We start from the raw sequence: 19,292 nt of genomic DNA, 5'->3' as shown, positions 1-19,292 counted from the left end.
GGCCACTACTTTCCCGCCTGGATCGGGCATCGGCCCGGCCCGGGCTGATTCTTCCGGCCCAGCCCAGGAGGAGATGCCATGCGCTATTTGTTGATCGAACACGATACGGTCTATGACTACGGCAATCCCGTGATCCTGTTGCAGCACAGGCTGCTGCTGCGCCCCAGGGAAGGGCGGGATATCCATGTCGAGACGGCGGAACTGCGGATCGCCCCGGCCCACCGGCTACGCTGGCAGCGGGACGCCTACGACAACGCCTTGGCGGTGGTGGATTTCCTCGAACCGGCCCGGCGGCTTGCCATCGGAAGCCGCGTCGGCCTGCGCCACTACCAGGACCGGCCCCTGGATTTCGTGGTGGCGGAATACGCCGTTTATTTCCCTTTCCAATACCCGGCACGGGAGCGGATCGACCTCGGACCCTATCTCCCGCCGGTCTTCGGCCAGGACTCGGCGGCGGTGGGGGCTTGGCTGGAGCAGTTCTGGCGTGTCGGGCAGGTGGTCGAAACCTATCTCTTGCTCGACCGGATCAACAAGGCCATCGCGATCGGGTTCGTGTACCAGCCCCGCGAGGAGCCGGGCGTCCAATCCCCGGCGACCACCTTGGCGCGGCGCGCCGGTTCTTGCCGCGATTTCGCGACCTTGTTCATCGACGCCTGCCATTGGTTGGGACTAGCGGCGCGTTTCGTCAGCGGCTACCTGTACGAGCCGACGCCCATCCCGGCGGCGGGGGCCACCCATGCTTGGGCTGAGGTCTATCTGCCCGGTGCCGGTTGGCGGGGCTTCGACGCCACCTCGGGTCAGGTGGTCGGCGACCGGCACATCGCCGTCGCCGTACACCGGCATCCCGAAGCGGTGTCCCCGGTGACAGGGGCGTTCACCGCGGTTTCCCCGGAGTCGCCGGTCATGCAGGTGGCGGTAAAAGTGGCCGAGATCGCTGGCTAATCCGTATCGATTTTGCGCCCTTTTTATGGACCCGCCGCTCGCATGGACGTAGTCTGTCGATGAAATTGGGAATAAATATTATTTTCTGTTAGTATCGATTCAACGTGTCGAGACGCAACTAGGTACAGGTCATGAACAATCACAACGTCTATAAATTCCTCTGCGCCGCGTTTTTTGCCCTCGCCTTCGCTGACACCTGCGCAGCGGCCCCGCCTCTGATCACCGTCGATTACACCAGACATTACGGGTCTCCCCTGGATGAACAGTTGACGGGTATCGCGCACGATGCTTTAGGCAACGCCCTTGTCGTAGGGAACAGCGTGGACTCCAGTTCCGGCGGTACCAATGGATTTGTTCGCAAATACGATGGGCTTGGAGCCCTCCTCTGGCACCAAGGCAAGGATTCCGCCTCGATGGATGGAATCACCATGGATAAAAACGGCCATGCGTATATCGTGGGCTCTTATACAGCCGGAACCTGGCCTAACGAGCGCGACTACATTTACCTTCAGAGCCTGGATTCAACGGGGACCACGTTATGGACCAAACAATTCACGGTTCCAGTGGTCAGCGACCGTACCCGTTTAACCGCCAATGCTATCGCCACCGACCCCCGAGGCAAGAACGCCATCGTCATCCTTTTCGAAAAGGCTTATTACCCATATCAAAATCGGCAGGTTTTCATTAGAAAATATAATGTCTCAGGGGGGCTGCTCTGGGAAAAACAGGTCAATGATATCTCGTCGCCCTATGCGGCCCGCCCGAGCTTGGCCATCGACCCCAATGGCAATATCTATGTCGCGGCCAACAGTGTTTCTTTCCAAAAATGGAATACCAGCCTTACCCGGTTGGATGCCCAAGGGATTGCCACCTGGACCGTCCCCTTCTTTCCGACCAGTTCGACCCAGCTTACCTACGTGCATGCCTTAGCGGCGGATAAGGGGGGTAATGTGTACCTCACAGGGATTACCAGGGGCAATCTCGTTGATCAAAACCAGGGCTACGATGATGTCTTTTTGCGTAAATATGGCTCAGACGGAAGCATCCTGTGGACTAAGCAATTCGGCACCGACAGCGATGATTACGGAAACGACCTAACAGTCGATTCGGTGGGGAATATATATGTCGTGGGATCGAGCATGGGCAAACTAAATGGCACCAACCAGGGCTCCTACGACGCCTTCGTCCGCAAATATAATATGGACGGCCAATTATTGAGAGGTCGGCAGTTCGGTACGAGCGACTTCGATATCGCCAATGCTGTCTGTGTTGATGATAACAACGCGGTTTATGTCGGAGGCAATACCAATGGCAATTTGGGCGGGGCAGCCAAGGGTAAATTAGATATATATCTCCGAAAGTATAAAATATTTCAATGATCTAGGGTATTTTCGGTTTAGATTTACGTTCAGGCGTAGGGTGGGCATGTATTTATGCCCACCATTTCTGGGCTATCCCACCCTACAAATAATGTGAAAATGCGCTAGCTTTCGCATTGCTCTAGTCTGTCTGTGCCGGAGCCGTCTCGCCGGGCCCGCAATCCGCGTGGATGCGGATGGCCTTTGTTTTAAGCCGTCTTTCCGCACCCCTTCACGCTGAATTGGCATATAGCTCGGCGTAGCGGTTGCCGAGCAGGTCGAGGATTGTCCTGTGGTGGAGGTTGAGGCCAAGAACGAGGGTTTGGGAGTCCATGACTTTGAGCAGGCGGATGCCGGAAAAGTACTGGAAGACCCAGCGTGCGGTGGGGCACTGAGTGGCCTGGCCCTTCTGGTCGGGGAAGGATCGCTGGCTGATTTGCAGGGTCTGGCGGATCCGCCATTCGATGGCGGCGTAGATCAGCAAGCACAGGGTCATCACCATGAGCAAAGCCATCAGGCGGCGGGGCGATTTCAGGAACAGCGTGGAGGCAAGAAAGAGTGGGTCCTTCAAAAAACGGAATCCACGCTCGACCTTCTGTTGGCCCTTTTTGTAGAGGTCGATGACCCGGCCGTCGGGGAGCGCCTGGCCGTCCAGTTCGTTGGTGGCGACGATGAAGCAGCTTTTGCGGTCCAGCGCCTGGCGGTGGAGATCGATCCGGGAAGCCAGGCCCCCTTGGACGAAGTATTGGTGGGCGTCCGGTGGCTGGCCCTGGGCGGGACGCCCCTGCTTGGCGTAGCGGGGACGGGCGAGGACCTGGGCGTCGTGGACCGAGGTGAGCTTGTGCTGCTTGCGGAAGGCGCACAAAGCGGCTTCGGCGTCCGCCGCGCAGGCGAAGGGGGTCCTTTGGAGCCGGTCGAAGGCTTTCCACTCGGCCTCGCCCTGGGCCAGGTGCCGTTTGCCCAAGGCCTTCCCCGCGCGGTGGCGGGCGGCCTGGGTATGCACGACCAGCCAACGCTGCCGGATGCCGCCATGCGTAACGCACAGGCTCCGGAAGGCCAGTTCCTCCGGGCTCCGCGCCAGGTCGCCCGCCACCGCCAGGGTCAACTCGCGCGCCAGGCCGACGGTCTCCGGCACCCGGCTGATCCAGCCGAAGCCGTCCAATTCCCGCAGGGTTTCCCCGGTGTAGAGCGCGCTGTCGGCCACCAGATATTCCAGCCCCACGTCGGTCCGCAATTGCCCAACATGGGCCGACACCGTCTGGCGGAAGTCGGCCTGGTCGCTGCTGTTCCCGCCGAGCGCCTTCATGAGCAAGGGAATCCCGGCTTCGTTCTCGCAGATGAACTGCGCCACCACCTGGTTCAAATCCGGCCGGTGGTCGCGGCTGTACCCCTGGGTGACGCGGACGACTTCCGGCTCCTCCCCACCCTTGGGCTGGCCGTCGGTGTGCAGGCTGGTCGCGTCCAGGTGCCCCGTCCGGCACGCCAAGCCCAGCCGCTTCACCGCCTGCGCCGCCAGCGCGGCGAACAGTTCCGTGGGGCCGTACCGGTGGATGGCGTCCAGGGCGCGGCCCAACGCGTCGTCGTTCAGGTGCTCCGCGAGGACGCCCGGCCCCAGCAGCCGTTCCACCGGCTTGTCCTGGAAAAACCGGGGCATCAGGTACAGCGTCCTCTGCACGAACCCCAGGCCGTTCAGGATCATCGCCTTCACCAACACGCCCACCGACAGCTTGCGCTGTCCATGGTCCTGCGGAACCAGGCGGTCGATCAGTTCCACCAACCCCAGTTCATCGACCATCCCCGCCACCAAGCCCAGGTGATCGAGGTCCTGGACGGCATAGTCGGCGGCACCTCCTTCACCCGCCGCCGGGATCGAAACCGTCGAAGTCATGCTCCCTCACTCAGAAAAGGCCAAAGTGTAGGGCATGGGTGCGGAATGACGGTTTAAGGGGTATCGGCGCGGGAGTTGATCGCGGACGAGCCGCTTGTGCCGCATAGCCTTGCCGGAGAGGCGCGAAATAACCCCGATTTGCTGGATGTTTTTTATACGGACGTTGTGGGTATCAGCGATGCCGTCGATATGACCGGGTTGCTGGAGTCGCCGCGTACCCGGTCCCCTGTAAAGGGGATTACAGAGGTTGAATCCGAGCGAGGCGTATGCAATCCCCCGGCTCCCTTTTGCCAAGAAGGGAGGGATGCATTGAATGCCTTGACCATCCCCCGCCCATCCGCCATAACACCGGCTCCCTCCCTCCCCGTAAGGAGCCCCCATGCTCGGGCGCATCATCGACGGCTCGGCCCGCAATGCCTTCCTCATCCTGCTGGCGACGGCCTTCGTCGTGGCCTATGGCGTCTACGCCGTGCTGAAAACCCCGCTCGACGCCTTGCCGGACCTGTCCGACGCCCAGGTGATCGTCTACACCGAATATTCCGGCCAAGCCCCGCAGGTGGTCGAGGACCAAGTGACCTATCCCTTGGCCACGGCCATGCTCAGCGTGCCGCGTTCCAAGGTGGTGCGCGGTTTCTCGTTCTTCGGCGCGTCCTTCGTGTATGTGATTTTCGAGGACGGGACCGATTTATATTGGGCGCGTTCGCGGGTGTTGGAGCATCTCGCCATGCTCGCGGGCCGTTTGCCCAAAAACGCCGTGCCCATCCTGGGACCGGACGCCACCGGGGTGGGCTGGGTCTATCAATACGCCGTACTGGGCGTGCAACATTCCTTGGCGGAACTCCGCGCCCTGCAAGACTGGTTCCTCCGCTACCAACTCACCAAGGCCCAGGGCGTGGCCGAGGTCGCCAGCGTCGGCGGCTTCGTGCGGCAATATCAAGTGGTGGTCGATCCCCGCAAGCTGCAAGCCTATGGCATCGCCTTGGGCGAGGTGGGCCGGGTGATCGCCGCCAGCAACCGCGACGTGGGCGGGCGGGTGGTGGAAATGGCCGAGACCGAATACATGGTGCGCGGCCAGGGCTATCTGCGTGGCATCCGCGATATCGAGGATTTGGTGGTGAAGGCCGAGGGCGGCACGCCGGTCCTGATCCGCGATGTGGCGCGGGTCGAACTCGGCCCGGACGAACGCCGCGGCATCACCGAATTGAACGGCGAGGGCGAGGTGGTGTCCGGCATCGCCATCGCCCGCTACGGCCAGAACGCCCTGGACGTGATCGACCATGTCAAGGCCAAGCTGGCCCAACTCGCGCCCGGCTTACCCGCCGGGGTGTCGATCCAGCCGGTGTACGACCGCTCCGTGTTGATCCTCAAGGCCATCGCCAACCTCCGCGACAAGCTGTTCGAGGAAAGCTTAGTGGTGGCCTTGGTCTGTGTGGTGTTCCTTTATCACGTCCGCAGCGCCCTGGTCGCCATCGTCATGTTGCCGGTGGGGGTGTTGATCGCCTTCATCGTGATGCGTTGGCTGGACATCAATTCCAACCTGATGAGCCTGGGCGGCATCGCCATCGCCATCGGGGCCATGGTCGATGCCGCCATCGTGATGATCGAGAACGCCCACAAGCACCTCGAACGTGCCGGACCCGGCGCCGACCGCCTGGAACTCATGATCGCGGCGGCCCGGGAGGTCGGCCCGGCGCTGTTCCTCAGCCTCTGCGTGATTACCGTGTCGTTCCTGCCGGTGTTCGTGCTGGAGGAGCAGGAGGGCCGCTTGTTCAAGCCCTTGGCCTTCACCAAGACCTTCGCCATGGCGGGGGCCGCCTTGCTGTCGGTGACTTTGGTGCCGGTGCTGATGGTTTGGTTCATCCGGGGCCGGATCGTCCCGGAACATGAAAATCCCATCAACCGGCTGTTGATCTGGCTGTACCGCCCGGTCATCGAGACCGTGTTGCGCTGGCAGAAGCTCACCCTGGCCGTGGCCGTGCTGGCGCTGGCGGCGAGCGTCTATCCCGCCTCCAGGTTGGGCAGCGAGTTCATGCCCACGTTGAACGAGGGGACTTTGCTGTTCATGCCCATGAGCCTGCCGGGGTTGTCGGTGACCCAGGCGGCGGCGATCATGCAGACCCAGAACCGCATCCTGAAAACCTTCCCCGAGGTCGAGTCGGTGTTCGGCAAGGCGGGCCGCGCCGCCACCGCCACCGATCCCGCGCCCTTGGAAATGTTCGAGACCGTGGTCAACCTCAAGCCGGAGGACCAATGGCGGCCCGGCCTGACCCTGGACCGGCTCATCGCCGAGATGGACCGGGCGACCCAGCTACCGGGCGTCACCAGCGCCTGGACCCTGCCGATCAAGAACCGCATCGATATGCTGTCCACCGGCATCCGCACGCCCATCGGCATCAAGGTGTTCGGCAAGGATTTGGCGGAAATGGCGCGGCTCGCCACCCAGATCGAGGCCGTGGTCAAGACCGTGCCCGGCACCGGCAGCGCCTACGCCGAGCGCATCACCGGCGGCTATTACCTCAATATCGAGCCGGACCGGCTGCAATTGGCGCGGCACGGCCTCGGGGTCGGCGATTTCCTGGAGGTGATCGCCACGGCCCTGGGCGGCGAGACCGTGACCACCACGGTCGAGGGCCGGGAGCGCTTCGATGTGATCGTGCGCTATCCCAGGGAACTGCGCGATTCGCCGCAGCGCATCGCCTCGGAAGTGCTGGTGCCGACGCCCGCCGGGGCCATGGTGCCCTTGGGGCAATTGGCGCGGATCGGCCTGGAGCGTGGCGTCCCGGTTATCCGCACCGAGAACGCGCTGTTGTCGGCCTATGTGTTCGTGGATATCCGCGACCGCGATATCGGCGGCTATGTGGCGGAAGCGCAGCGGGCGGTGCTGGAACGGGTGAAGTTCCCGCCCGGTTATTACGCCACCTGGAGCGGGCAGTTCGAGTACATGGAGCGGGCCAAGGCCAAGCTGGCGCTGGCGGTGCCGCTGACCGTGTTCATCATCTTCCTGCTGCTGTATCTGAATTTCCGCAGGTTGACCGAAACCCTGATCGTGATGCTGTCCTTGCCCTTCGCCTTGATCGGCGGGGTGTGGCTGTTGTATGGCTTGGGCTATCACCTGAGCGTGGCGGTGGCGGTGGGGTTCATCGCCCTGGCCGGGGTGGCGGCGGAAACCGGCGTGGTGATGCTGATTTATCTGGACCAGGCGCTCGGCGCGGCGCGGGCGCGTTGCGGGCGGGAGGGGCGGGCGCTGCGGGCCGCCGATCTCTACGCCGCCATCCGCGAGGGCGCGGTGGACCGGGTGCGGCCCAAGATGATGACCGTGGTCGCCATCATGGCGGGCTTGCTGCCGATCATGTGGGGGACGGGGACGGGTTCGGAGGTCATGCGCCGCATCGCCGCGCCCATGGTGGGCGGGATGTTGTCCTCCACCGTGCTGACCTTGGTGGTGATTCCGGCCTTGTATGCCTGGGTGAAGGGGCGGGGGTTGCCCGTCCGTCCGGGCTGAGGCTCCGCTCAGTCGCGGGGCAGGCGCAGGCGTTCGGCCATGGACCGCATCACCGCCAGGGCGAAGTTCGGCGTTTGCCGCACCAGGAATTGGAAGCGCTTTTCGTTGATCGGGGCCAGTTTGGAATCCATCGTGGCGATGGCCGTGGCGCTGCGCGGGCCGCGGTCGATCAGGCCGATCTCGCCCAGGAATTCGCCCGGCCCGATCAGGTTGACCGGCTTGCCACCGACGAAGACTTCCACTTCGCCTTCCAGCAGGACGTACATGAGACCGTCGGAATCCTCGCCTTCCGAGAAGATCGCCGTCCCGGCCGGGAAGGTTTCGACGCTGTCGGTGTTCTTGAATAAATCGATGTGCATGGCGGTCCCGTTCTGGAGGACTGGAGTGCGATGGACCGGAGTGTACCAGCCCCATTCCCGGCCCGCCACGCGGGAGCGATGGACGGCGCGGGGTGGAATCCGGGCGGGGCCGGGGCCGCTTCGTGGCATACTGGTAAGCGTTTTCCACAACCTCCCGACCGACACCGCCATGTGCCAATTGCTAGGCATGAATTGCAACGTCCCCACGGATATCTGTTTTTCCTTCGAGGGTTTCCAACTGCGCGGCGGGCTGACCGACCATCACCGCGATGGTTGGGGCATCGCCTTTTTCGAGGGCCGGGGCTGCCGGGTGTTCCTCGATTCCAAGGCCACCATCGAATCGCCGGTCGCCGAATTGGTACGGCGCTATCCGATCCATTCCACCAATGTCATCGCCCATATCCGCAAAGCCACCCAGGGCCGCATCGCCCTGGAGAACAGCCATCCGTTCCAGCGCGAGCTGTGGGGCCGCTATTGGCTGTTCGCCCATAATGGCAATCTGGAAAACTACGCGCCCGCGCTGTCCGGCGATTACCGCCCGGTGGGCGATACCGACAGCGAGCGGGCCTTCTGCCATATCCTCGACACCTTCCGCCGCGAATTCCCCAACGGCCCGCCCGACGAGATCGCCTTGTTCGGGGTGCTGAAGCGGCTCTGCCAGGACATCGCCGCCCATGGCACTTTCAATTGCCTGCTGTCGAACGGCGACGCTCTCTACGCCCATTGCTCGACCCAGTTGCATTATCTGGTGCGCCAAGCCCCGTTCAGCTGCGCCCATTTGGTGGATCAGGACGTGACCGTCGATTTCAGCCAGCTCACCACGCCCGAGGACCGGGTCGCGGTGATCGCCACCTTGCCGCTCACCGACAACGAGGCCTGGACGGCGCTGCGGACCCATCAGTTGGTGCTGTTCCGGGATGGCGTTCCGGTCGAGGGTTTGTAGGCCGGGCCGCGTCAATCGGCTTCCGGTGCCTCCTCCTCGAACTCCCCCGTCCCGTCCGCGTCCGCGTCCGCCGATAGCGTTTCCCGGACATGGCGGAACAGCGCCCGCGCCGCCCGTGGCGCTTGGCCCGCTTGGCGCTCGCGCTGGCCGTCGCGGACCAATTGCCTGAGTTTCTGGCGGTCGGCTTCCGGGTATTCGGCCAGGAATTCGTTCACGGCGGCGTCGCCCCCGGCCAGCATCCGTTCGCGCCAGCGCTCGCAGGTGTGTTGCAGGCGGACGGCGTCGGCACTGACCACTTTCAAATCGGCCAAGGCTTGGCGGATGGGTTCGGGGTCGAGGTCGCGCAGCAGCTTCCCGATGTATTTGCGCTGGCGGCGCAGTCCGCCGTGGGCGGTGATGGTCTGGCCCAGCCGCACCGCGTCCAGGAGTCCGGGGGGCAGGTCCAGCCGGGCGAGTTGCTCGGGGGGGAGTTCGATCAGTTCCTGGCCCAGGTCGTGTAGCGCCGCGCTGTCGCGCTTGAGTTGGGATTTGCTGGGGGGAAGCTCGGGTTCGTAATCATCGGGATCGTCCGTCCACATAGGTTGGTCCAAAGGGTTCGCTAAGGGCTGGCAACTATAGCACCGCTCGTGCTGGGCGGCGGACATGAAAAAGCCCTTGCCCCGTAAGGGCAAGGGCTTGGTTTCCGGGACAGGCGTCGAGCCGCGCCCCGATGGTGGACGAAGCTAGGGTTTAGTGTTTCCAGCCATACCATCCCCCCCAGCTGGATTTATCGCCCGATTTGTCATCGGACTTGTCATCCCAGCCGGACTTGTCGTCGGATTTGTCATCGGACTTATCGTCCCAGCCGGACTTGTCATCGGATTTGTCATCGGACTTATCGTCCCAGCCGGACTTGTCATCGGATTTATCGCCCGATTTGTCATCGGACTTATCGCCGCAGCTACCCGCGCCCGATTTATCCCCGTCCTTGTCATCCGACTTGTCGCCGGATTTGTCATCGGACTTGTCCCAAGATTTATCGCCATCCTTGTCGTTCCAACTGGATTTGTCGCCGGACTTATCGCCCCAGCCGGATTTGTCGCTGTCCTTGTCGTCGGACTTGTCCCAGGATTTATCGCCCGATTTGTCGTCGCCGTACTTATCGCCGGAACCCGTGTTGCCACTGGAACACGGATCGTGGTCGTGTTCGCAGTCGCTGCTGGAGCCGCCACCGGATTTGTCGCCGTCCTTGTCATCCGATTTATCGCCCCAGCCGGATTTGTCATCATCCTTATCGTCCGATTTATCGCCCCAACTGGATTTGTCGCTGTCCTTGTCGTCGGACTTGTCGCCCCAGCCGGACTTGTCGCCGTCCTTGTCGTCGGACTTGTCGCCCCAGCCGGATTTGTCGCCGTCCTTGTCGTCGGACTTGTCGCCCCAGCCGGATTTGTCACCGTCCTTGTCGTCGGACTTGTCGCCCCAGCCGGATTTATCACCGTCCTTGTCGTCGGACTTGTCGCCCCAGCCGGATTTGTCGTCGTCCTTGTCGCCCGATTTATCGCCGTCCTTATCGTCGTCGTCCTCGTCGCAGCCATTGGAGCCCTTGGTGTAGAACCCGGCATCCACGGTCGTCAACGCCTGCCCTATCGCCAGGGTGTAGGCGGTGGTGCGACCCGTGGTCTGGATCAGGTCGCTGTCGATGCCGTCGTCCGCGCCCACGTTCGCCACGGTGAGGGTGTAGCCGCCTGGGGTTTGGAAGCCGACTTCGTAGCAGCCCGCCACCAGCCCGGTGAAGGCGTATTTGCCATCGGAGCCGGTGTTGGTGGTGCGCAGCGCGGCGGTCGAACCGCAGTTATAGAGGCTGACCAAGACGCCCCCGATGCCCGCCTCGCCACTATCCTGCAAGCCGTTCTGGTTGGCGTCGTTCCACACGAAGTCGCCCAGGCTGGCGGTGGCCGGTTGCAACCCGGCATCCAGGTCGTTGTAGGTCTGGCCCGAGGTCAAGGTGACGCACTGGGTGACGCCGCTGGCGTTGGCGTCGCTGTCCAGCGCTTCGTTGCCGCCCAGGTTGGCGGTGGTGAACACCGGGTAGGTGGCGTTGGCGTAGACGCGGATGTAATAGCTGCCCGGCGCGATATTCGGGAAGCCATAGAGGCCGTCGGTGCCGGTGTAGGTGGTTCCCTTGAGGGTGTTGCTGGTGCATTGGTACAGCTCCACCTTGAGGCCGACGAGGCCGGTTTCGCCGCCGTCCTGGATGCCGTTGCCGTTGGCGTCGTTCCAGACCCTATCGCCCAGGTTGGCGGGCGGCACATAGCCGAAGTCCACCGTGCTGTCGTAGCTGCTGTTGGTCGTCAGGGTGACGGCGCTCGGGATGTTGTTGCTATCGACACCGCGGTCGCCGCCCACCAGGGCGGTGGTCGGGATATAGCCCAGCGGCAGGGTGGAACCGTCCACCTCGACGCTATAGCTGCCCGTGCAAAGGCCGCTGAACTGGTAATAGCCGGGGTTGGTGTTGGTGTAGGTCTGCTCCGTGTAGATGAGGGTGCCGCTGCTGTCCTTCAGGTTGACGGTGACGCCGTTGATGCCGGTTTCGCTGGCATCCTGGAGGCCGTTCTGGTTCTTGTCGGCCCAGACGTAGTTGCCGATCTTGGCGAGGCAGGGCGGTTTGTAGCCGAAATCGATGCTGAGGTCGCTGGCGTTGTCGGAGGCCAGGGTGACGCTGGCCGGGCTGCCGTTGCTGTCCACGCCCCGGTTGCCGCCCACGTTGTTCAGCGTGGGGACGAAGCCGGGCGGCAGGCCGGTGGGATCGACCACCACGGTGTAGGTGCCCGCGCAGAAGCCCCGGAACTCGTAGTAGCCAGGTTTGCCGGTGGAACCGCCGGTGCCGGTGATATCGGTCGCGACGATATTGCCCAGGCCGTCCTTCAACTGCACGGTGATGCCGTCCAGGGCCGGTTCGGTCGAGTCCTGGAGGCCGTTCTGGTTGTCGTCTTCCCAGAGATAGTCGCCGATGACGCCGGAGCAGGGCGACAGGAAGCCGAAGTCGATATCTTGGGCCGTGCTGGTGTCGGTTCCCAGGCTGACCGTGGCGGGGCTGCCGTTGCTGTCCTGGTTGGTGTTGTTGCCCTGGACCGATGGCGCCGCGGTGTAGTCGGTCGGGAGGCTGGCGGTGTCCACTTCCACCGTGTAGTTGTCGGCGCACAGGCCGTTGAACTGGTAGTAGCCGTCCTGGCTGCCGGGACCGCCGGGGCCGGTCACGGTGGTGGCGACGATGGCGCCAGTGGAATCCTTGAGGTTGACGGTGATCCCGTTCATGCCGGGTTCGCCCGCGTCCTGGATGCCGTCGCGGTCGAGGTCGTGCCAGACGTAGTCGCCGATGTTGCCCTTACAGGGGGAGTTGTAGCCGAAATCCAGGGTTTGGTCGCCGCCGTTGTTGAGGGTGAACACCACCTGGGCCGGCTGCGGGTTGCTATCGACCGTGCGGTTGCCGCCGACACTGACCGGACTCGCCACCAGATCGGGGTTGAGGGTGGTTTCGTCGACCTTGACGTAGTAGGTGCCCGCGCACAAGCCGGTGAACTGGTACAGGCCGTCCGGGTTGCCGGAGCCGCCCGGATTGGTGATCGCCATCGCGATCTGGTTCTGGTTGGCGTCGAGCAGCAAGACCTTGACGCCGTTGATGCCGGGTTCGCCCGCGTCTTGGATGCCGTCGCGGTCGAGGTCGTTCCAGACGAGGTTGCCGAGCGTGCCGGTGCAGGGCGGCTTGTAGCCGAAATCGACGCTTTGGTCGCTGCCGCTGTCGCTCGCCAGTGTCACCGGGGCAGGATGGCTGTTGCTGTCCAGGCTGGCGTCGCCACCGACATTGGTGGTAGTGGCGGTGAAGTTGGCCGGGACCGTGGTGGCGTCCACTTCGACCAGATAGCTGCCCGCGCAACGTCCGGAGAACTGGTAGTAGCCGGATTGGTTGTTGGGACCGCCGGTGCCGGTGGTGGCGGTGGCCAGGATGGTGGTGCCGGTGCTGTCTTTCAGGTAGACGGTGATGCCGTCGAGGCCGGGTTCGCCGCCGTCCTGCTTGCCGTTGAGGTTGGTGTCTTGCCAGACGAAATCGCCGATGCTGCCGGTGCAGGGCGGGGTATAGCCGAAGTCGATGCTATCGTCGGCGCTGCCGTCGGTGCCGAGGCTCACCGTGTAGGGGCTGCCGTTGCTGTCGGCGGTGGGATTGGTGCCCGCGTTCGGGGTGGTCGGGGAGAAGCCGGCCGGGAGGGTGGTGGTATCGACCGAGACGGTGTAGGTGCCGCACTGGGCGTAGAACACGTAGTAGCCGTCCTGGTTGGTCGGGCCGCCCTGGGCGGTCAGGATCGACTGGACCACGGCGTTGCTGGCGTCCAGCAGGTTGACCTTGACGTTGTTGAGGCCGGGTTCGCCGCTGTCCTGGATGCCGTCGCGGCTGCTGTCCTGCCAGACGTAATCGCCGATTTCCACGGTGCAGGGCGGGGCGGCGACCGGCGGGATCGGGCCGAAATTGCCCTTGGCCGAGGCGCTGGTGAAGTTCTGGCTATAGACCACGGGATTGATCGTGACCGATTCCAGGGTCAACAGGATGCCGATGTCCTGGCCTTGGTAGCCGGGATCGCTGGCGAGGCTGCCGCCGGTGACTTTGACCCGCAATTCGGCGGTGTCGGTGGCGCTGGCGGTATCGCTGTATTGGAAGCTCAAGACCTCGCCGGTCAGCAGGGGGGAGGCGTAGCTGCTGCCGATGTTGCCGGTCACCACCAAGTCGTTGCCGGTCACGCCGCCCACGAAGCTGCCGTTGGCCGGGTTCAGCATCAGCTTGACGCTGAGGTTCCGGGAAGCGGCGGTAGCGATCGGCTGGACCAAGGCCGCGCTGCCACCGGACACCAGGGTCGCGGTGCTGAGGGAGGAACTGAGGGTGACCAGCCCGGAAGCGGCGTTATAGCTGAGGCTGCCGGGGTTGGTGAGCTGTATCTTGGGATAGCCAGGTGTCGGTATGGCCGCAGAGCCGCCGACCCAATAGGACAAGAGGGCTAGTAGTGTGAATGGTCGGATGAATGGACTCATTTTATTGTCACTTTTGATTGATTGTATTCATCGATGAGCCAATGACGGGGGGCGACATCGAAATATTGCGTATCCATGGGCCGTGTATTGCCGTGAACCTGGGCCGGGGAAATCTCCAATCCCGCCAGCGGGTTCGCGGCTTTATTGTCCAAAATGAGACTTAAATCACTTTGTTTTTCAGGTGTTTTGTGGTAATTAACCTGGATACTTGGTGTAAGCACAAACCGGGCCACCCTATCTTTTTTAATGTAAGCATTTGATTGTAAGGGAAATTTTGTTTTTTTTCAGGGCTTTGTAAAGGAAAGCCAGCTAAATCGTAAAAAATCGCATACGGATACCCCGGCCTGGCGTTGCCACCCTGCGCCGTCAAGTGGTCTATGGGCGTGTTACTGCCCACGGGACGCCTTCGCCCCGCTTGGGTTGGCAAGCGCTGGCTGGATATTCCTGGGAAGTGTCGGAGGGATGGGAAGGAGTAAAAAATTCCAGACATCCCGCGTCGGCAAAGTTTCGCTCTGGTGCCGCCGCGGTGGCAAGAGGGATGGGCTTCGGAATTGTGAAGCCCGGCCCATGGCCGGGCTTGGGCCGGGGCCGGTTTAGGCGGTTGTCGCGCCGCGCCGGGAACGAAGGCCGGTCGCCAAGGCGCCGATGCCCAACAGGGCCAGGATGGACGGTTCGGGGACGGAGGCGAGGAGGAAGTTATCGACGGTCGCCGTGCCGGCGGTGTCGTCGAAGCCGCCGCCGAAGCTGCCCCAGTTGGTGTGGCTGAGCATGATGATGCCGACCTGCGTGCCCGGATTGAAGCCCAGGCTGGCGTCGGTGCTGGTCACATCGACCACGAATTGGAATTCGCTGGTGTTGGCGGAGGCGTCGAAGGTATAGGCGAACTGGGAGATATGCCCGGTGAAGAGGTTGAGGACGCCGGTACCGCCATCGATATCGCCGTACAGGCTGACGAGGTTGCCGGGATCGGCGATCAGGTTGCCGCTGGTGTCGATCTGGGCCGACACCGAATAGCTCCCGTCGGAAAAATAAGTGGGGGGCGCGGGATCGAAGAAGAAAAACCCGCCGCTGTTGGCCGAGAAAGCTTGGCTGCCGGCGTTGTAATGGATTTCGAGGTGGGGGCTGTCGCCGCTGCTGTCGATATCGGGCAGACCGGGTGTTTTGGTGACCAGGGAGGCGGCCTGGCCCAGGGTGGCGAACCCCCATAGCGCGAGTGCCGCCACCGTGCCGATCAGGCCGCGGTAAGGAGCGTTTTGGTTCATTGTGGTTCCTCGGGGAATCGAAAATTTTCCGGCTGGTTTGCGGTGGTGCCGTCAAGCCAGCGCCTGCCTCCGGCATAGCATGAATCGCACCATGTCGGCCAAGGCTTTGTCTGGACGCGATATTTTTCTCTGTTCGGACGGGGTTTGGCGGCGGCGGCGGGGTCCGCCGTAAGAAAATCCATACAAATCCGGCCCTGGTGGGACTGGGCTTTATCAGGACCGTAGGGCCGCTTGAACCTTCCCACCCCCTCGCCTACACTCGCGGGCGGCGCTATGAATAGATAACAGAACAAGCCTCGGAGGGAAACACTATGAATGCCTTGGCCTATCCCACGGAAAACCTCCGCACCCTCGCCCTGGTGGGCCAGAGCGGGGCGGGCAAAACCACCCTGGCCGAAGCCTTGCTGCATAAGACCGGCATGATCAACACGCCCGGCAGCGTCGAGAAAGGCAATACCGTCTGCGATTACGAGCCCCTCGAAAAATCCCACCAACACTCGCTGAAACTCGCCGTCGCCCATCTCGTCCACCAAGATACCCGCGTCCATTTATTGGACACACCCGGCTTTCCCGATTTCCTGGGGCAGGCGCTATGCGCCCTGGACGCGGTGGAGACCGTGGCCGTGGTGATCAATGCCCAGAACGGTGTCGAATTCACCACCCAGCGCATGATGCACTGGGCCGAGGCCCGTGGCCTATGCCGGATGATCGTTGTCAATAAAATTGACGGCGAGAACGGCAACCTGCCCGGACTCTTGCGGGAAATCCAGGACGCCTTCGGCAAGGAATGCCTGCCCATCAACCTCCCCGCCGCCAACGGTGCCCGCGTGGTGGATTGCTTCTTCAATCCGGCGGGCGAGGCCGATTTTTCCTCGGTGGCGGAAGCCCACCGGGCCTTGGTCGATCAAGTGGTGGAGGTGGACGAGGCTTTGATGACCCGCTACCTGGAACAGGGCGAGATCGCCCCGGAAGAATTGCACGCGCCGTTCGAGGCGGCCTTGCGGGAAGGGCATCTGGTGCCGGTGTGCTTCGTCTCGGCCCGCACCGGGGCGGGGGTGGCGGAACTGGCCGATATGATGGTGAAACTCCTGCCCCATCCCGGCGAGGGCAATCCGCCCTTGTTCGAGCGCTGGCCTTCGAATAGCGAGCGCAAGGACGCCGTGCCGTTCCGCTCGGTGCCCGATCCTTCCAAGCACGTCTTGGCCCATGTGTTCAAGGTGGAGATCGACCCCTATGTCGGCAAGATGACGGTGTTCCGGGTCCACCAGGGCACCATCACCCCGGACACCCAGCTGTTCGTCGGCGAATCGCGCAAGCCGTTCAAGGTGAACCAGTTGTTCATGCTGCAAGGCAAGCAGCATATGCCGATCAACCGCGCCGGGCCGGGCGATATCTGCGCCGTGGCCAAGGTCGAGGAAGTGGTGTTCGACTCGGTCTTGCACGATGCGCCCGAGGACGACCATATCCACCTCAAGCCCTTGGATTTCCCGCATTCGGTGTTCGGCCTCGCCATCAAGCCCAAGCGCCGGGGCGACGAGCATAAACTGTCGGAAGTCCTGCACAAGATCGAGGCCGAAGACCCCAGTTTCCATGTGGACTACGATGCCTCGACCCACGAGGAAGTGATGCACGGCCTGGGCGAACTGCATTTGAAGCGGGTGTTGGAAAAGATGCACGAGCAATACCGGCTCGACGTGGACGCCCACACCCCCAAAATCCCCTACCGCGAAACCATCACCACCCCTGCCGAAGGCCATCACCGCCACAAAAAACAAACCGGCGGCGCGGGCCAGTTCGGCGAGGTGTTCCTGCGGGTCGAACCCTTGCCGCGCGGGGCGGGTTTCGAGTTCGTGGACGAGGTCAAGGGCGGCACCATCCCCGGCCAATTCATCCCGGCGGTGGCCAAGGGCGTGCATCAGGTGTTGGAACTCGGGGCCATCGCCGGCTATCCCTTGCAAGATGTGAAGGTGGCGGTCTACGACGGCAAGAGCCATTCGGTGGATAGCAAGGAAGTCGCCTTCGTGTCGGCGGGCAAGAAAGCCTTCCTCGACGCTATCGCCAAGGCCAAGCCCATCCTGCTGGAACCCATCGTCGCCATCGAACTCAACATCCCCGAATCCGCCATCGGCGATGTCAGCGGCGATTTGTCGGCCCGGCGCGGCCAGGTGACGGGCCATCATCCGGCGCGGGGCGGCATGGCCCAGGTCAAGGCCCGCGCCCCCTTGGCCGAGTTGGAAGGCTACCATTCCCGGCTCAAGGCGCTGACCGCCGGGCAAGGTTCCTATACCCTGGAACTCAGCCATTACGAGCCGGTGCCGCCCAATGTGCAGGCGCAATTGGCGGCGCAGTTCAAGCCCAGGCCGGAGGATTGAGCCTGGGATTCCGCGCCGGGGCGGGTTACGCTGTCGCAACCCGTCCGGCCACCCCATCCCCGTTCCCGCCATGCAAAGACTTGCGCTCGATTATTTCCTAAGCACGAAGGACCGCCACCCCGACCGCACCGCCCTGGTCGATGTGCAGGGGTCCATCACCTATGCCGGACTGTGGCGGCAAGCCGTAGCCCTAGGCTGGCGCATCAAACAAGCCGTGCCGGGACCGCGCCGCCCGGTGGTGGTCGCCATCGACAAATCCAGCGCGGCGGTGGCGGCGATCTTGGCCGTGCAACTCGCCGGGCATATCTACGTGCCCTTCGATGTCACGAGTCCCGCGGCGCGGCGGGCGGCGGTGTGGCGCTTGCTGGACGATCCGCCCGTGGTGGAATGGGACGGCGCGGATTTCCAGGTGGCGGGCCGGACCGTCGCGCTGGATCACGATCCCGCGCAGGCGACGGCCTTGCTCGCGGACCTCGCCCCGCTGACCGGGCTGGACCCGCTCTATATCATCTTCACCTCCGGCACCACCGGCGAACCCAAGGGCGTGACCATCGCCAACGCCGCCGTGATCGACTACATCGATTGGGTGGTGGCGACCTACCAAATCCACGCCGACGAAATCATCGGCAGCCAAGCCCCCTTATATTTCGACAACTCGGTGCTGGACCTCTATGCCAGTTTCGCCACCGGGGCCACCCTGCATCTCATTCCCAAACGCACATTCCGTTTCCTGTCGGATTTGGTGGCCTATCTCGAAGCCCGACGCATCAGCCTGATTTTCTTCGTGCCTTCGTTATTGGCGAATATCGCCGCCTTCGATTTATTTTCCGGGCGGAAGTTGGAAAGCTTGCGGAAAGTCCTATTCGCGGGCGAGGCCATGCCGCTCAATACCCTGAAATACCTGCGCGAAAAACTCCCCCACGCCCTGTTATCTAATCTCTACGGCCCGACCGAAATCACGGTCGATGCCATTTTTCATATCTTCGGGGATGAATTGGCCGGGCTCGACGCCGTGCCCTTGGGTCTACCCTGCGCCAATAGCAAAATCATATTCCTGGACGACGTGGGCCGAGTGGTCGCCGAACCCGATACCGTGGCGGAAATCTGTGTGGGCGGTATCGGCGTGGCTTTAGGTTACTGGAACAACCCGGAGCAAACCCAGGCCGCTTTCATCCAACACCCCGGCAACCCCCATTACCGGGAAATCCTGTATAAAACCGGGGATTATGGTTATCGCTCGGGCCGGGATGGCTTGATTTATTTCGTGGGCCGCCGCGACCAGCAAATCAAATACCTGGGCCACCGGATCGAACTCGGCGAAATCGAAACCGCCCTGGGCCGGATCGAGGGCATCCAACAGTGCTGCGCCCTCTACGACCGCGCCGGGCAAAGGATACTGGCGTTCTATACCGCCGCCAGCGGCCAGCCGCTGCCCGATTTGCGGCAACAACTCGCGGCCTGCCTGCCCGCCTATATGATTCCCCAAACCTGCCAATACCTGGACCATTTCCCGGTCACGCCCAATGGCAAGATCGACCGGGAAACCCTGTTGGCCGGATGCTCCTCCCCCGCGTAACCCGGATGGAGCGATAGCGCGATCCGGGGGAT

Annotated in this window: 11 protein-coding genes; 6 read left to right on the top strand and 5 right to left on the bottom strand. The window is 62.9% G+C overall.

From position 1 onward, the window contains the following. Nucleotides 1-78 precede the first annotated feature (78 nt). Together B9N93_RS20255 and B9N93_RS20250 are read left to right on the top strand one after the other, a co-directional pair. Nucleotides 79-942: a transglutaminase family protein gene (locus tag B9N93_RS20255; RefSeq protein WP_085216013.1), complete on the top strand. Its 864-nt coding sequence runs from the start codon at nucleotides 79-81 to the stop codon at nucleotides 940-942. Nucleotides 943-1,073: 131 nt separating this feature from the next. Then, nucleotides 1,074-2,321, top strand: coding sequence for an SBBP repeat-containing protein (locus tag B9N93_RS20250; RefSeq protein ID WP_085216012.1), 1,248 nt, complete (start codon nucleotides 1,074-1,076; stop codon nucleotides 2,319-2,321). 211 nt (nucleotides 2,322-2,532) lie between these two features. Here the strand turns inward: B9N93_RS20250 and B9N93_RS20245 are convergent, their stop codons facing one another. Beyond that, entirely contained in the window at nucleotides 2,533-4,188 is a 1,656-nt protein-coding gene (locus B9N93_RS20245; RefSeq protein WP_085214819.1) for an IS1634 family transposase, read from the bottom strand. A 379-nt stretch (nucleotides 4,189-4,567) separates the two neighbouring features. Here B9N93_RS20245 and B9N93_RS20240 point away from each other — a divergent pair, with 379 nt between their 5' ends. Next, nucleotides 4,568-7,690: an efflux RND transporter permease subunit gene (locus tag B9N93_RS20240; protein ID WP_085216011.1), complete on the top strand. Its 3,123-nt coding sequence runs from the start codon at nucleotides 4,568-4,570 to the stop codon at nucleotides 7,688-7,690. Between the two features lie 8 nt (nucleotides 7,691-7,698). Here B9N93_RS20240 and B9N93_RS20235 read toward each other — a convergent pair whose 3' ends face one another. Then, entirely contained in the window at nucleotides 7,699-8,049 is a 351-nt protein-coding gene (locus tag B9N93_RS20235) for a cyclic nucleotide-binding domain-containing protein (protein WP_085216010.1), read from the bottom strand. 169 nt (nucleotides 8,050-8,218) lie between these two features. On the opposite strand from B9N93_RS20235, the gene B9N93_RS20230 reads away from it, so the two are divergent. Continuing rightward, a complete protein-coding gene (locus B9N93_RS20230) occupies nucleotides 8,219-8,992 on the top strand; it encodes a class II glutamine amidotransferase (protein WP_085216009.1) in 774 nt (257 codons plus the stop codon). A gap of 11 nt (nucleotides 8,993-9,003) precedes the next feature. Here B9N93_RS20230 and yjgA read toward each other — a convergent pair whose 3' ends face one another. From yjgA to B9N93_RS20215, 3 genes are all read right to left on the bottom strand, one after another. Next, nucleotides 9,004-9,570: a ribosome biogenesis factor YjgA gene (yjgA, locus tag B9N93_RS20225; protein ID WP_176225350.1), complete on the bottom strand. Its 567-nt coding sequence runs from the start codon at nucleotides 9,568-9,570 to the stop codon at nucleotides 9,004-9,006. 151 nt (nucleotides 9,571-9,721) lie between these two features. Beyond that, entirely contained in the window at nucleotides 9,722-14,050 is a 4,329-nt protein-coding gene (locus tag B9N93_RS20220; protein ID WP_085216007.1) for an SdrD B-like domain-containing protein, read from the bottom strand. Nucleotides 14,051-14,643: 593 nt separating this feature from the next. Next, nucleotides 14,644-15,312: a PEP-CTERM sorting domain-containing protein gene (locus tag B9N93_RS20215; RefSeq protein ID WP_085216006.1), complete on the bottom strand. Its 669-nt coding sequence runs from the start codon at nucleotides 15,310-15,312 to the stop codon at nucleotides 14,644-14,646. Between the two features lie 311 nt (nucleotides 15,313-15,623). Between B9N93_RS20215 and fusA the strand changes: the two genes are divergently transcribed. Both fusA and B9N93_RS20205 read left to right on the top strand, forming a co-directional pair. Continuing rightward, nucleotides 15,624-17,684: an elongation factor G gene (gene fusA, locus B9N93_RS20210; protein WP_085216005.1), complete on the top strand. Its 2,061-nt coding sequence runs from the start codon at nucleotides 15,624-15,626 to the stop codon at nucleotides 17,682-17,684. Nucleotides 17,685-17,754: 70 nt separating this feature from the next. Then, a complete protein-coding gene (locus B9N93_RS20205; RefSeq protein WP_176225349.1) occupies nucleotides 17,755-19,260 on the top strand; it encodes an amino acid adenylation domain-containing protein in 1,506 nt (501 codons plus the stop codon). The last annotated feature ends 32 nt before the right edge of the window (nucleotides 19,261-19,292 follow it).

It is taken from the genome of Methylomagnum ishizawai, assembly GCF_900155475.1.
GTDB classification, from domain to species: Bacteria; Pseudomonadota; Gammaproteobacteria; order Methylococcales; family Methylococcaceae; genus Methylomagnum; species Methylomagnum ishizawai_A.
Note: the sequence above shows the minus strand (reverse complement) of the source record. Positions and strands in the feature narration are given on the sequence as shown.